At 69.4% G+C, this 14,658-nt stretch carries 10 protein-coding genes; all 10 read left to right on the plus strand.

The annotated features are described in order from the left end of the window. Positions 1-7: 7 nt before the first annotated feature. The gene (locus ASF20_RS14840) at positions 8-1,531 is read left to right on the plus strand and encodes an NADH-quinone oxidoreductase subunit M (RefSeq protein ID WP_056214623.1); all 1,524 of its coding nucleotides are present in this window, start codon (positions 8-10) and stop codon (positions 1,529-1,531) included. 12 nt (positions 1,532-1,543) lie between these two features. Beyond that, entirely contained in the window at positions 1,544-2,986 is a 1,443-nt protein-coding gene (gene nuoN / locus ASF20_RS14845; RefSeq protein WP_056275249.1) for an NADH-quinone oxidoreductase subunit NuoN, read from the plus strand. Between the two features lie 4 nt (positions 2,987-2,990). Further along, complete coding sequence (locus ASF20_RS14850) at positions 2,991-3,770, plus strand: biotin--[acetyl-CoA-carboxylase] ligase (protein ID WP_056275252.1); 780 nt, start codon at positions 2,991-2,993, stop codon at positions 3,768-3,770. A 14-nt stretch (positions 3,771-3,784) separates the two neighbouring features. After that, positions 3,785-5,458, plus strand: a complete 1,674-nt coding sequence (locus ASF20_RS14855) for a ribonuclease J (RefSeq protein WP_056214634.1) — start codon at positions 3,785-3,787, stop codon at positions 5,456-5,458. A 274-nt stretch (positions 5,459-5,732) separates the two neighbouring features. Continuing rightward, positions 5,733-6,137 carry a methylmalonyl-CoA epimerase gene (mce, locus tag ASF20_RS14860; protein WP_056214637.1) on the plus strand — a complete coding sequence of 135 codons (405 nt, stop codon included), beginning with the start codon at positions 5,733-5,735 and terminating at the stop codon, positions 6,135-6,137. Next, the gene (locus tag ASF20_RS14865; RefSeq protein WP_056214639.1) at positions 6,134-6,478 is read left to right on the plus strand and encodes a DUF1467 family protein; all 345 of its coding nucleotides are present in this window, start codon (positions 6,134-6,136) and stop codon (positions 6,476-6,478) included. Before mce ends, ASF20_RS14865 begins: the two co-directional genes overlap by 4 nt. Before the next feature lie 748 nt (positions 6,479-7,226). Next, entirely contained in the window at positions 7,227-8,552 is a 1,326-nt protein-coding gene (gene proS / locus ASF20_RS14870) for a proline--tRNA ligase (protein WP_056275255.1), read from the plus strand. Between the two features lie 8 nt (positions 8,553-8,560). After that, positions 8,561-9,865: a lipoprotein-releasing ABC transporter permease subunit gene (locus ASF20_RS14875; protein WP_056214648.1), complete on the plus strand. Its 1,305-nt coding sequence runs from the start codon at positions 8,561-8,563 to the stop codon at positions 9,863-9,865. Between the two features lie 13 nt (positions 9,866-9,878). After that, on the plus strand, positions 9,879-10,592 hold the full coding sequence (locus ASF20_RS14880) for an ABC transporter ATP-binding protein (protein ID WP_056214652.1): 714 nt from the start codon (positions 9,879-9,881) through the stop codon (positions 10,590-10,592). A gap of 410 nt (positions 10,593-11,002) precedes the next feature. Further along, a complete protein-coding gene (gene dnaE, locus ASF20_RS14885; RefSeq protein ID WP_056275258.1) occupies positions 11,003-14,512 on the plus strand; it encodes a DNA polymerase III subunit alpha in 3,510 nt (1,169 codons plus the stop codon). The last annotated feature ends 146 nt before the right edge of the window (positions 14,513-14,658 follow it).

Below are 14,658 nucleotides of genomic sequence, written 5' to 3' on the forward strand. Positions count from 1 at the left end.
CCCGCTCATGTTAGGCCTCGGAATCCTGTCCGGCCTGCTCATCGTGCCGCTCTGCGGCGCGGCCTTCATCCTCACCCTGGGCGAGGAGACGGAAGCCGCGAAGCGCAACGCCCGCTGGGCCGCACTCATCACCACGCTCGCCACCTTCCTGCTCTCGCTGGTGGCCTGGGGCCGCTACGACGCGACCACGGCGAACTTCCAGCTCGTCGAGACCCATGCCTGGCTGAGCGAGGCCACCCGGTTCAAGCTCGGCGTCGACGGCTTCTCGATGCCGCTGATCCTCCTGACCACCTTCCTGATGCCGTTCTGCATCGGCGCCTCGTGGCTCTCGGTGAACGTCCGGGTGAAGGAGTACTTCGTCGCCTTCCTCGTCCTCGAGACGACGATGATCGGCGTGTTCTGCGCCCTCGACCTGGTGCTGTTCTACCTGTTCTTCGAGGCCGGCCTGATCCCGATGTTCCTCATCATCGGCATCTGGGGCGGCAAGCGGCGCATCTACGCCAGCTTCAAGTTCTTCCTCTACACCCTGCTCGGCTCGGTGCTGATGCTGCTCGCCATCATGGCGATGTACTGGCACGCCGGCACCACCGACATCCCGACCCTGCTGCACACCCGCTTCCCCGTGGAACTGCAGACCTGGCTCTGGCTGGCTTTCTTCGCCTCCTTCGCGGTGAAGATGCCGATGTGGCCGGTCCATACCTGGCTGCCCGACGCGCACGTGGAGGCGCCCACCGCCGGCTCGGTGATCCTGGCGGGCATCCTCCTGAAGATGGGCGGCTACGGCTTCATCCGGATCTCGCTGCCGATGTTCCCGGACGCGAGCCACGCCTTCGCCCCGATGGTGTTCGCCCTCTCGGTGATCGCGATCATCTTCACCTCGCTGATCGCCCTGATGCAGACCGACATCAAGAAGCTCATCGCCTACTCCTCGGTGGCGCATATGGGCTTCGTGACGCTGGGTCTCTTTACGATGAACGAGCAGGGCATCCAGGGCGCGCTGTTCCTGATGATCTCGCACGGCATCGTGTCGGGCGCGCTCTTCCTCTGCGTCGGCGTGGTCTACGACCGGATGCACACCCGCGAGATCGCGGCCTATGGCGGCCTCGTGAAGCGGATGCCCCTCTACGCGGCGGCCATGATGGTCTTCACCATGGCCAATGTCGGCCTGCCCGGCACCTCCGGCTTCGTGGGTGAGTTCCTCGCCATGATGGGCGCCTTCCGGGCCAACCCGACGGTGGCGTTCTTCTCGGTCTTCGGCATCATCCTGTCGGCCGGCTACGCCCTCTGGCTCTATGCCCGCGTGATCTACGGCAAGCTCGAGAAGCCCAACCTGCAGGGCATCCTCGACCTGGACCTGCGCGAGAAGATCATCATCGCGCCGCTCGTCGCCCTGACGATCTATTACGGCGTCCACCCGGCCCCCGTGCTCGACACCTTCGCGCCCTCCACGGACGCGTTGATGCAGAGCATGCGGACCGCGCTCTCGAACACGCAGACCGCCGCGGCCACCCTGCCGCCCGCGTCGCGCTGAAGGCTTGACCCGATGAACGCCGCTCAGATCGTCCTGCCCGCGCTCGGGCCCGCCCTGCCGGAGCTGATCCTCAGCGTCGGCGTGCTGGTGCTGATCCTCTACGGTGCGTTCCGGGGCGAGCGCTCCGCCGAGGGCGTCAACGTCGGGGCCCTGATCCTGCTGGTGGTGGCGCTGTTCGCGGTCATGTCCCAGTCGGGCGCCAAGGTCACGACCCTGAACGGCTCCTTCATCGTCGACAACTTCTCCAAGGTGATGAAGGCCCTGATCCTGCTGGGCTCTGCGGCCACGATCCTGCTCTCGCGCAACTATTTCCAGCGGGAGCGCATCGACCGGTTCGAGTTCCCGATCCTGCTGATCCTCTGCACCATCGGCATGATGGTCATGGCCTCGGCCAACGACCTGATCGCGCTCTATCTCGGCCTTGAGCTGCAGTCGCTCGCCGCCTACGTCATCGCGGCCTTCCATCGCGACAACCTGAAGTCGACGGAAGCCGGGCTGAAGTACTTCGTCCTCGGCGCGCTCTCCTCGGGCATGCTGCTCTACGGCGCCTCCCTGGTCTACGGCTTCACCGGCACCGTCTCGTTCCCCGGCATCGTCGCGGCGCTGGACGGCACCGCGGGCTTCGGCATCGTGCTCGGCATCGTCTTCGTGGCGGCCGGCGTCGCCTTCAAGCTCGCGGCGGTGCCGTTCCACATGTGGACGCCCGACGTCTACGAGGGCTCGCCGACCCCCGTGACCGCCTTCTTCGCCTCGGCGCCCAAGATGGCCGCCATGGCGATGACGGTGCGCCTCTTCATCGGCGCCTTCCCGGACGTGACCGCGATCTGGCAGCAGATCATCGTCTTCGTGGCGATCGCCTCGATGGCGCTGGGCTCCTTCGCCGCCATCGGCCAGCGCTCCCTGAAGCGCCTGATGGCCTATTCCTCCATCGGCAATGTCGGCTACGCCCTGGTGGGCCTCGCCGCCGGCTCGCAGGAGGGCATCAGCGGCGTCGTCGTCTACATGATCATCTACCTGGCGATGACGCTGGGGGCCTTCGCGGTGCTGCTGTCGCTGCGCCGCGGCGGCCGGATGTTCGAATCCGTCGACGACCTCGCCGGGCTGTCGCGCACCCATCCGGTCATGGCCTTCTGCCTCGCCGCGATGATGTTCTCGCTGGCCGGCATCCCGCCGCTGGCGGGGTTCTTCGCCAAGTACTACGTCTTCCTCGCGGCCATCAAATCGGGCCTCGTCGCCCTGGCGATCATCGGCGTGGTCACCAGCGTGGTGGGCGCGTTCTACTACCTGCGCCTCGTCAAGGTGATGTATTTCGACGAGCCGGTCGCCGCCTACGAGCCGATGCCGCCGGGGGCCCGCATCGTCCTCGCCCTGGCGAGCCTGGTCGTGGTGCTGCTCGGGATCGTGCCGGGTCCCATCGTCGGCGCTGCGGGTGCCGCCGCCAAGTCGCTGTTCTAGGTCCTTGAGCGGCTACGTCCTCGGCACCCGGGCGCGGGGGGAGGGGCACCGCCTCCACGTCCACGAAAGCCTCGGCTCCACCAACACCGAGGCGCTGGCGCGCTTCCGCGACGGCGAGGCCGGGCCGCTCTGGGTGGTGGCGCGGCGGCAGGAGGCCGGACGGGGCCGGCGCGGCAACAGCTGGCTGTCCGAGCCCGGAAACCTGACCGCGAGCCTGCTCTGGCCCGTGGACGACGTGGAACCCGGCCAGGTGCCGACCCTCGGCTTCGTCGCCGGCCTCGCCCTGGTCTCCGCCCTCGCGGCGGCCGGCGTCACCGGGTGCCGCCTGAAGTGGCCGAACGACGTCCTGGCCTCGGGCGCCAAGCTGGCGGGGCTCCTGCTGGAGGCCGAGAGCCGGCCCGGCGGGCGCCGCGCGGTGGTGATGGGCTTCGGTGTCAATGTCGCTGCGACGCCGCAGGGCTTGCCTTATCGCGCCACGTGCCTCAGGCAGATGCAGTACGACACGCGCGCCGAGGATCTGTTCGTCCACCTGACGGATGGAATCGTCGACGCCGCGCGGCTTTGGGCGTGTGGCCACGGATTCGCGAGGATCCGCGAGCGCTGGATCGCGGACGCGGCCGGAATCGGCGCGCCGGTTTCGGTGCGCATGGGCGACACGTCCGTACAAGGAATTTTCGAGACGATCGACGAGGCAGGGCGGCTCGTGGTCCGATCGGAGGATGGGACGCGACGGACCGTGACGGCGGGCGAGGTGCATCTGGGAACGGCCGCGACGGCGGCTTGAGGTTTGGACGGACAATGACGACAGGGCAAGACGAACTCGTCTTCGTGCCGCTCGGCGGCGTGGGCGAGATCGGCATGAACGCGGCGCTCTACGGCTTCGGCCCCCCGAAGCGGCGCAAATGGATCATGGTCGATTGCGGCATGGGCTTCGCCGGCGAGGAGGGATTCCCCGGCATCGACCTGATGTTCCCGGATCTCAGCTTCATCGAGGAGCGCAAGGACGACCTCCTCGCCATCTTCATCACCCACGCGCACGAGGACCATATCGGCGCGATCGGTGAGCTGTGGCCCAAGCTCAAGGCGCCCGTCTACGCGACGCGCTTCGCCAAGAACCTTCTGGAGGCCCGCCGCCTCAGCGAGCCGGGCGCGCCCAAGGTGATCCTCAAGGAGATCCAGGCCGGCCGCCGGGTGCAGGTCGGTCCGTTCGAGATCGAGTACGTGCCGGTCTCGCACTCGATCCCCGAGTCGAACGCGGTCGCCATCCGGACGCCGCACGGCCTCCTGCTCCACACCGGTGACTGGAAGCTCGATCCGACCCCGATCCTCGGCGACGTGACCTCGGAGACCGCCTTCCGGGCGCTCGGCGACGAGGGCATCCTGGCGATGATCAGCGATTCGACCAACGTCGTGCGCGAGGGGCGTTCCCCGAGCGAGGCGGAGGTCGCCGCCACCCTGCGCGAGCTCATCGCCGACGCCCCCCACCGGGTCGCGGTGACGACCTTCGCCTCCAACGTCGCGCGCATGCGGGCCGTGGCCGAGGCCGCCCAGGCCTGCGGCCGCGAGGTCGTCGCGGTCGGCCGCGCCATGGACCGGGTCATCGCGGTCGCCCGCGAGTGCGGCTTCCTCGACGGGCTGCCCGAGTTCCGGTCGTCGGACAGCTACGGCTACCTGCCGCGCGACAAGGTCGTGGCCCTGCTCACCGGCTCGCAGGGTGAGGAGCGGGCCGCCCTCGCCCGCGTCTCGCGCGACGACCATCCGGACATCACCCTCGCCGCCGGCGACCGCGTCATCTTCTCCTCGCGGGCGATCCCCGGCAACGAGCGGGCGGTGGGCGCGATCATCAACGACCTCGTCAATGCCGGCATCGAGGTGGTCACCGACCGCACCAAGCTCGTCCACGTCTCGGGCCACCCCCGGCGCGACGAGATGGCGGAGATGTATGCCTGGACCCGGCCGCAGACCGCGATCCCGGTCCACGGCGAGGCGCTGCACCTCGACGAGCACGCCCGCTTCGCCCGGGACCAGGGCGTTCCGAACATCGTCAAGGCCCGCAACGGCAGCGTCGTGCGCCTCGCGCCCGGCACGCCGGAGATCGTCGACCACGTCAAGGCCGGGCGCCTGTTCAAGGACGGCAACGTCCTGATCGACGCCAAGGACCGGGCCATCCCCGAGCGCCGCAAGCTCTCGCAGGCTGGCCTCGTCTCGGTGGCCATCGCCATCGACGTCCAGGGCGAGATCCTGGGCGAGCCCGCGATCGACATCATCGGCCTGCCCAATCGCGGCCGGACCGGCCAAGCGATGCTCGACGTCGTCGTGGAGTGCGTGTCGCGCACGCTCTCGGGCCTGTCGAAGCCCAAGCGCAAGGACGCCGAGGGCGTCGAGAAGGCCGTCGACCGCGCGATCCGCTCCGCGGTGAACGAGGTCTGGGGCAAGAAGCCCGCCTGCCACGTGCAGGTGGTCGAGGTCTAATGGGCGAACCCTCCCCCCCTCTGCGGGGGAGGGGTGTCGCCGATGCGGGTGGGTTGCGCGGGACGTCGGCGCGCAGCACACCGTCATCTCGGGGCCGCGCAGCGGAGCCCGGGATCCAGAACCATAGGTTTCGTCGCGTCCGGCACCGTCGGCAGCTCTGGATTCCCGGGCTCGCCTGCGGCGCCCCGGAATGACGCCGCGGTGCTATCGATATCGCCCGCTTCGACGGGGGAGGGGTGGCAGTCGGGATTGAGGGAAGGAAGGGGAGGACACCATGATCGGACGCCTGAACCATGTCGCCATCGCGGTCCGCGATCTCGACGCTGCCTGCGCCATCTACCGGGACACCCTCGGGGCCACCGTGACGGAGCCGCTGCCGCAGCCCGAGCACGGCGTCACCGTGGTGTTCGTCAACCTGCCCAACAGCAAGGTCGAGCTGATGGCGCCGCTGGGCGCGGGCTCGCCCATCGAGAGCTTCGTCGAGCGCAACCCCAACGGCGGCGTCCATCACGTCTGCTACGAGGTCGACGACATCATCGCCGCCCGCGACAAGCTCAAGGCCCAGGGCGCGCGCGTCCTCGGCACCGGCGAGCCGAAGATCGGCGCCCACGGCAAGCCCGTTCTCTTCCTCCACCCGAAGGACTTCCTCGGCACCCTCGTCGAGCTGGAACAGGTCTGAGCCGGATGGGCGCCGTCCTCCAGGCCCTGGCAGCCTCCACCCTGCGCACCGTCGGCGTGATGGTGGTGGTGCTCGCGGGGGTGGTCGCCCTCGCGGTGGGCCTGTTCAAGCTCTCGGTGTTCGGCGCGCTCGCCCTCTACTTCGTGGTCTGGTGGACCCTGCTCTTCGTCATCCTGCCCCTCCGCAACCAGGTGGAGACCGACCCGGAGCGGATCGTGCCCGGCCAGGATCCCGGGGCGCCCGCCGTCCCGCGCCTGCGCGAGAAGGCGATCCTGACCTCGCTCCTGGCGAGCGTCGTCTTCCTGGTGGCGATCCAGGTCTTTGAGCTGGCCGGCCTCTGAGGGGGTTCGGCGTGGTCCGGTCGAACCGGACGTGAGCCCGCGCACGGATGTAAGGTCACGCCGCCGTCGTCTTCCAGACCGGGCGCGTCGCTGCCCCCGCGAAGAACGGACGTCGCGCACGCGGGACATCGAACCACGGCCGCAGTGACAGCACCGCGTCATTCCGGGGCGCCGCAGGCGAGCCCGGAATCCAGAACCGCCGACGGTGCAAGGTCTTGCGCCACCTGTGTTTCTGGATCCCGGGTTCCGCTGCGCGGCCCCGGGATGACGGCGCGTCGGCGTGAGACGTCGGTCGGACCGCGACGCAGTGGCGACAGCCTCGCGCAAGCGTCGAGACATAAAAAAAGCAAGGCCTAAGCCTTGCTTTTATGAAGATGGTCGTTTGCTCAGCCTCGATTGTCTCACGCATTGCTGACGGCGTGGCGGCTGAAATTCCTCCCGAGACTCGGACCGTGTGGCGCCACTGCTTGGGCGGCGCATCCATCACGGACGCGCTTATAGGAACAACAATTCTCATTGTCACCTGCTTCGTGAGACATTCCTGCGCTTTTCTACCGGAATGGGAGGCGGTGCTTGCGGGCGGAGCCTGGCGCGTGGGCAACGTTCGGCCGGACCACCCTGCCTCCTGAGGGCGAAACGCCACGCGGCGGACCCGTGTCACCCCTCCGCGCTTGTGTTTTCCCGATGCAATGTGTTGTGTGCCCCGGCGTACCGCCGACCCGCTGGCACGCTGTTTCCAGGGCCTTTCATGCGTCTCTCCCGCTACTTCCTGCCGACCTTGCGCGAGACGCCCAAGGAGGCCGAGATCGTCTCCCACCGCCTCATGCTGCGCGCCGGGCTCGTGCGCCAGGAGGCCGCCGGCATCTATGCCTGGCTGCCGCTGGGCCTGCGCGTCCTGAACAGGGTCTGCGCGGTGATCCGCGAGGAGCAGGACCGGGCGGGCGCCATCGAGATCCTGATGCCGGCGATCCAGTCGGCCGACCTCTGGCGGGAATCCGGCCGCTACGAGGCCTACGGCAAGGAGATGCTCCGCATCTCCGACCGCCACGACCGCGAGATGCTGTTCGGCCCAACCGCCGAAGAGGTCGTCACCGAGATCTTCCGCGGCAGCGTGCGCTCCTACAAGGACCTTCCGAAGAACCTCTACCAGATCTCCTGGAAGTTCCGCGACGAGGTCCGGCCGCGCTTCGGCACCATGCGCTCGCGCGAGTTCCTCATGAAGGACGCCTATTCCTTCGACATCGACCAGGCCGCCGCCCGCCACGCCTACAACCGGATGTTCGTGGCCTACCTGCGCACCTTCGCGGGCCTCGGCCTGAAGGCGATCCCGATGCGGGCCGACACGGGTCCGATCGGCGGCGACCTCAGCCACGAGTTCATCATCCTGGCCCAGACCGGCGAGAGCGAGGTCTACTGCGACAGCCAGTACCTCGATTTCGAGGTCCCGCCGGTGACCACCGACTTCGAGGACGTCGCCGCGCTCCAGGGCACCGTCGACCGCTGGACCTCGCTCTACGCCGCCACCTCCGAGATGCACGAGCCGGCGGCCTTCGCCGAGGTGCAGGCCGACAAGCAGATGGCCGCGCGCGGCATCGAGGTCGGGCACATCTTCTACTTCGGCACCAAGTATTCCGAGCCCATGGGCGCCAAGGTCACCGGTCCCGACGGCGTCGAGCGCCCGGTCCACATGGGCTCCTACGGGATCGGCCCGAGCCGCCTCGTGGCGGCGATCATCGAGGCTTCCCACGACGAGGCCGGGATCATCTGGCCCGACGCGGTGGCGCCCTTCGACGTGGCGCTGATCAACCTCAAGACGGGCGATGCCGCCACCGACGCCGCCTGCGGCGAGATCCAGGCCACCCTCGAGGCGGCCGGCCTCAGCGTGCTCTACGACGACCGCGACGAGCGCCCGGGCGCCAAGTTCGCCACGGCCGACCTCATCGGCCTGCCCTGGCAGGTCATCGTCGGCCCCCGCGGCCTCGCGGAGGGCAAGGTGGAGCTGAAGCGTCGGGCCGGCGGCGAGCGCGAAAGCATCGCCCCGATCGATCTGCTCGCCCGCCTGAAGCGGCTCTGAGGCACCCCATGGCGGCGACCCTCACGGACAGGCTTGCGGGCCTTCGCGCCCGGTTCCGGCGCGGGAGCACGCCCCCCTTCGCCGGGTTCGAGTGGATCATCGCCGGGCGCTACCTGCGGGCCCGGCGCCGGGGCGGCGGCGTCTCCGTGGTGGCGTTCTTCTCGCTCCTCGGCATCGCCCTGGGCGTCGCCACGCTGATCATCGTGCTCTCGGTGATGAACGGCTTCCGCACCGAGCTCCTGTCGAAGATCGTCGGCATCAACGGCCACGTCTTCGTCGCCCCGATCGACAAGCTCTTCACCGACTATGCCGACCTGTCCGAGCGCCTGTCGAAGGTCGCCGGGGTGCGGGCGGCGATCCCCCTGGTGGAGGGGCAGGCCTTCGCCTCCTCGCCCTATGGCGGCGCCGGCAGCGGCGTGCTGGTCCGCGGCATCCGGGGCGAGGACCTCGACAAGATCGGCGCCATCGCGAGCAACATCAAGGGCGGCAGCCTGGAGGGCTTCGACGACGGGTCGGGCGTCGCCATCGGCCGGCGCCTGGCCGAATCCCTCGGCGTCCAGGCCGGCGACCAGATCAACCTGCTGACGCCGAAGGGCGCCTCGACGCCGTTCGGCACGGCGCCGCGCACGAAGGGCTACACCATCAAGGCGATCTTCGAGATCGGTATGACCGAGTTCGACTCGACCTTCGTGTTCATGCCCCTGACGGAGTCCCAGGCCTTCTTCAACCGGGACGCCGATGTCAGCCTGATCGAGATCTACCTCGACAATGCCGAGGCGGTGGGCACGATGCGGCCCGACCTCGAGATGGCGGCCGAGCGCCCGGTGCTCCTCACCGACTGGCGCCAGCGCAACCGGACCTTCTTCGGCGCCCTGGAGGTGGAGCGGAACGTGATGTTCCTGATCCTCAGCCTGATCGTCGTGGTCGCGACCCTGAACATCATCTCGGGGCTGATCCTGCTCGTGCGCGACAAGTCCAGCGACATCGCCATCCTGCGCACCATGGGGGCGACCCCCGGCACCATCATGCGGGTGTTCCTCATCAACGGCGCGCTGATCGGCGTGGTGGGGACCCTGAGCGGGCTGGCCCTCGGCATCCTGATCACGATGAACATCAAGGGGATCCAGCGGGTGCTGTTCCCTTCCGCCTGGGACCCCACGGTGCGCTTCCTGGCCGAAATCCCGGCCGAGATGAACGCCAACGAGATCACCGTGGTGGTCGTCACCTCCATCGCCCTGTCGCTGATCGCGACGCTGTATCCCTCGTGGCGCGCCGCCCGGCTCGATCCGGTGCAGGCCCTGCGCTACGGTTGAGGCCCGAGCATCCATGACCACGACAGCCGAGGCGCCCGGCGCGCAGCCGGTCCCGGCCCTGTTCTTCGCCAAGGTGGAGCGGCGCTACGCCCAAGGGGCGGGGGCCCTCGAGATCCTGCGCCAGGCGGATTTCGCGATCTGGCCGGGCGAGCTCGTCGCCCTGGTGGCGCCCTCGGGGGCCGGCAAGAGCACGCTGCTGCACCTCGCCGGCCTGCTGGAGCGCCCCGACGGCGGCGAGATCTACATCGGCGGCCGTCCGACCGCCGCGATGGTGGATGCCGAGCGCACCCGCCTGCGGCGCGAGGAGATGGGCTTCGTCTACCAGTTCCACCACCTCCTGCCGGAATTCTCGGCCCTGGAGAACGTGGTGATGCCGCAGCTGATCCGCGGGCTCTCGCAGCGCGAGGCGCGGGCGCGGGCGGACGAACTCCTGAGCTTCCTCGGCCTCAAGGAGCGCCTCCAGCACCGGCCGGCCGAACTCTCGGGCGGCGAGCAGCAGCGCGTCGCCATCGCCCGCGCGGTCGCCAACGGCCCGCGCCTGCTCCTGGCCGACGAGCCCACCGGCAACCTCGATCCGCACACCGCCGCCCACGTCTTCGGCATCCTGGTGGCGCTGGTGCGCGCCTCCGGCCTCGCCGCGCTGATCGCCACCCACAACATGGATCTCGCCGCCCGCATGGACCGGCGCGTGACGATCCGGGACGGGCTGATCGAGCAGCTGCCCTGAGGGCCGGGCACGGGTATCAATGGCGGCGGATCGCTGGGCCGCGGAGGTCCGACGCCTTCGCGTGAGCACGCGGGGCCGATCCGCGACCGCTGGCCAAGGCGACGGGATTTACCGGGCCGTAACCACGATGCGGTGCGCCGACGAGTTTCGCTTTACATAGAACAAAACAAGAACAAAACTCGGGGCGTCAACGAAAGGCGAGGCCAATGTTCAAGCGGATGATCCTGACGGGTGCGGTCGAGTTCATGGCCTTCGGGCTCCTGGCGATGTCCATCGCCGCCTGGGCTGTCGCACTGGCGCCCTTGCGTTAGCGTTGCGGCGGGGTCACAGGGGTCGCGCGGTCCACAGGGAAACGCGTCCGGGCCCTGAATTCTCATGGATTGGAAACCACGACTCGGGCTGGTGGTCTCATGGCGCGCATCCTGAAAGACCCGGCTTACGTCCACCTCCACGTTCACTCGTCGTTCTCCCTGCTGGAAGGGGCCCTGAAGGTCGGGGACATCGTGAAGGCGGCGCTCGCCGACCGGCAGCCGGCCCTGGCGCTCACCGACACCAACAACCTGTTCGGGGCGCTGGAATTCTCCGAGAAGGCCGCCGGCGCCGGCCTCCAGCCGATCCCGGGCCTCCAGCTCACCGTCGCCTTCGAGGCGCCCGATCCGATGGCGCGCGTCGGGCAGGGCCAGGCCGGCTGCGCCAACATCGTCGTGCTGGCGAAGGACGAGACCGGCTACGGCAACCTGCTGCGTCTGGCGAGCCGCGCCTATTTCGACGGGGCGCTGGGCGACGCCCCCCGGGTCGGCGTCGAGGCCCTGGCCGAGTCGAGCGCCGGCCTGATCGCCCTGACGGGCGGTTCCACCGGGCCCCTCGACAGCGCCCTGCGGCAGGGCCGGGCCGAACTCGCCGCCGGCCGCCTGGCGCAGCTGCGCGCGGCCTTCGGCGAGGATGGCCTCTACGTCGAGATCCTGCGCCACGGGCTGCCCGACGAGCGCATGGTCGAGCGGGAATTGCTGCGGCTCGCCGACACGAACGGCCTCTCGGTGGTGGCCGCCAACGAGCCGTTCTTCGCCCGGGAGGGCGACTACGACGCCCACGACGCGCTGCTGGCCATCGCGGACGGCCGCCTCGTCTCGGACGACCGCCGCCGCAAGCTGACCCCGCGCCACGGCTTCAAGACCCGCGCCGAGATGGCCGCGCTCTTCGCCGACCTGCCGGACGCCCTGAACGCCACCGTCGAGATCGCCATGCGCTGCGCCTACCGCGTGCGCACCCGCAAGCCGATCCTGCCGAATTTCGGCGTGGTCGCCGCCCTCGACGCCGCCGCCCCCGAGGGCACCCCCGAAGTCCCGGCGGCGCCCCCCCTCGACGAGCCGGCGGAGCTGCGCCGGCAGGCGGAGGCCGGCCTCGAACGGCGCCTCGCCCAGCACGGCACCGCGCCGGGCATGTCCGAGCAGGTCTACCGGGACCGTCTCGCCTTCGAGCTCGACGTCATCGTGGGCATGAAGTTTCCCGGCTACTTCCTGATCGTGTCGGACTTCATCAAGTGGGCCAAGGACCACGACATTCCGGTGGGGCCGGGCCGCGGCTCCGGCGCCGGCTCCCTGGTGGCCTGGTCGCTCCTCATCACCGACCTCGACCCGCTGCGCTTCGGCCTGCTGTTCGAGCGCTTCCTCAACCCCGAGCGCGTCTCGATGCCGGATTTCGACATCGACTTCTGCGTCGAGGGCCGCGAGCGGGTGATCAGTTACGTGCAGCAGCGCTACGGCGAGCGGCAGGTGGCGCAGATCATCACCTTCGGCACCCTGCTGGCCCGCGGCGTGCTGCGCGACGTCGGCCGCGTGCTGGAGATGCCCTACGGGCAGGTCGACAAGCTGACCAAGCTCGTGCCGCAGAACCCGGCCAATCCCGTCACCCTGGTCCAGGCCATCGAGGGCGAGCCGAAGCTCCAGCAGGCGATCGAGGAGGAGCCGATCGTCGCCCGGCTCATGGAAATCTCGAAGAAGCTCGAGGGCCTGCACCGGCACGCCTCGACCCACGCCGCCGGCGTGGTCATCGGCGACCGTCCCCTCGAACAGCTGGTGCCGCTCTACCGCGACCCGAAGACCGGCATGCGGGTGACCCAGTTCAACATGAAGTGGGTCGAGGCCGCGGGCCTGGTGAAGTTCGACTTCCTCGGCCTGAAGACCCTGACGCTGCTGCGCTGCTGCACGGACTTCCTGGCCCGGCGCGGCATCATCGTGGATCTCGCCTCGCTGCCCCTCGACGACCCGGCGACCTACGCGCCGATGAAGCGCGGCGAGACGGTGGGCGTGTTCCAGGTGGAATCGGCCGGCATGCGCAAGGCCCTGGTCGAGATGCAGGCCGACCGCTTCGAGGACATCATCGCCCTGGTGGCGCTCTACCGCCCGGGCCCCATGGCCAACATCCCGGTCTATTGCGAGCGCAAGCTCGGCCGCGATGCCGGCAACGAGGCGAGCTGGTACCCGCACGAGAAGCTGGAGCCGATCCTCAAGGAGACCTTCGGCATCATCGTCTACCAGGAACAGGTGATGGAGGTGGCCAAGGTCCTGGCCGGCTACTCGCTCGGCGAGGCCGACATGCTCCGTCGCGCCATGGGCAAGAAGATCAAGGCCGAGATGGACGCCCAGCGCGACCGCTTCGTGAAGGGCTGCGTCGAGCGCGACCTCACCAAGGCCAAGGCCAACGAGATCTTCGACCTGCTCGCCAAGTTCGCCGATTACGGCTTCAACAAGTCGCACGCCGCCGCCTACGCCCTGCTGACCTACCAGACCGCCTACCTCAAGGCGAACCATCCGGTGGAGTTCCTGGCCGCCGCGATGCAGCTCGACATCGACGTCACCGACAAGCTGGCGGAGTTCCGCCAGGACGCCCAGCGCCTGAAGATCACCGTCGAGCCGCCCTCGATCAACACCTCGGGCGTCGGCTTCGAGGTGCGCGAGGGGCGCATCCACTACGCGCTCGCGGCGATCAAGGGCGTGGGCCGGGGGGCGGTCGAGGCCCTGATCGAGGCCCGGGGGGACCGGCCCTTCAAGGATCTCGCCTGCCTCGCCCGCCGCCTCAACCCGCGCATGCTCAACAAGCGCACCCTGGAGAACCTCGTGGCGGCCGGCGCCATGGACACCATCGAGCCGGATCGCGCCCGGGCCTGCGCCGCCATCGAACCGATGATGAAGCTGGCGCAAGGGGCGGCCGAGGCGGCCAGCACCGGCATCGAGGACATGTTCGGCGGCATCACCGCCGCCGACGTCACCCTGCGGGTGCCGCCCTACGACCCCTGGCCGATGGCCGACAAGCTGAAGAAGGAATACGAGGCGATCGGCTTCTTCCTGTCGGGCCATCCCCTCGACGAGTACGGCGACCTCCTCGGCAAGCTCCGGGTCCAGACCTGGGCCGAGTTCTGCCGCGCCGTCCGGGCCGGCACCACCAGCGTCGGCCGCGTGGCGGCCTCGGTGCTCGACCGCTCGGAGCGCCGGACCAAGACCGGCAACAAGCTCGGCATCGTCATCCTGTCCGACCAGACCGGGCATTTCGAGGCGATCATCTTCTCGGAGGGCCTCGGCCAGTACCGCGAGATCCTCGAGCCAGGCCGGCCGCTGGTGCTCCAGCTCCAGGCCAACCTCGAGGGCGAGGACGTGCGCGCCCGCATCATGACCGCCGAGCCCCTCGACGTGGCGGTGGCCCGCCACCAGAAGGGCATGCGCGTCTACCTGCAGGACGAGCGCCCGATCCCATCCGTGCAGCAGCGCCTGCAGGTGCGCGGGGAGGGCGAGGTCTCCCTGATCCTCCTCCTCGACGGCGCCCGCGAGGTCGAGGTCAAGCTGCCGGGCCGGTACCAGGCGACGCCCCAGATCGCCGGAGCGCTCCGGGCGGTGCCGGGCGTGGTGCAGGTCGAGGTGAACTGAGGCGCCGGCCCGGCCCTCGGGCACCGGGCCTCGCATCGGCCGGGCCGGGAGCCCGACCGACGCTTCCGCTCATCCGGTCTTGGACGGTCTTCGGTGGATTCCTCCGGCGCCTCTCGCGCAGGTCCCCCTCCTGGAGGGAGGGGAAC

Source organism: Methylobacterium sp. Leaf88, from assembly GCF_001422795.1.
In the GTDB taxonomy this organism is placed as follows: domain Bacteria; phylum Pseudomonadota; class Alphaproteobacteria; order Rhizobiales; family Beijerinckiaceae; genus Methylobacterium.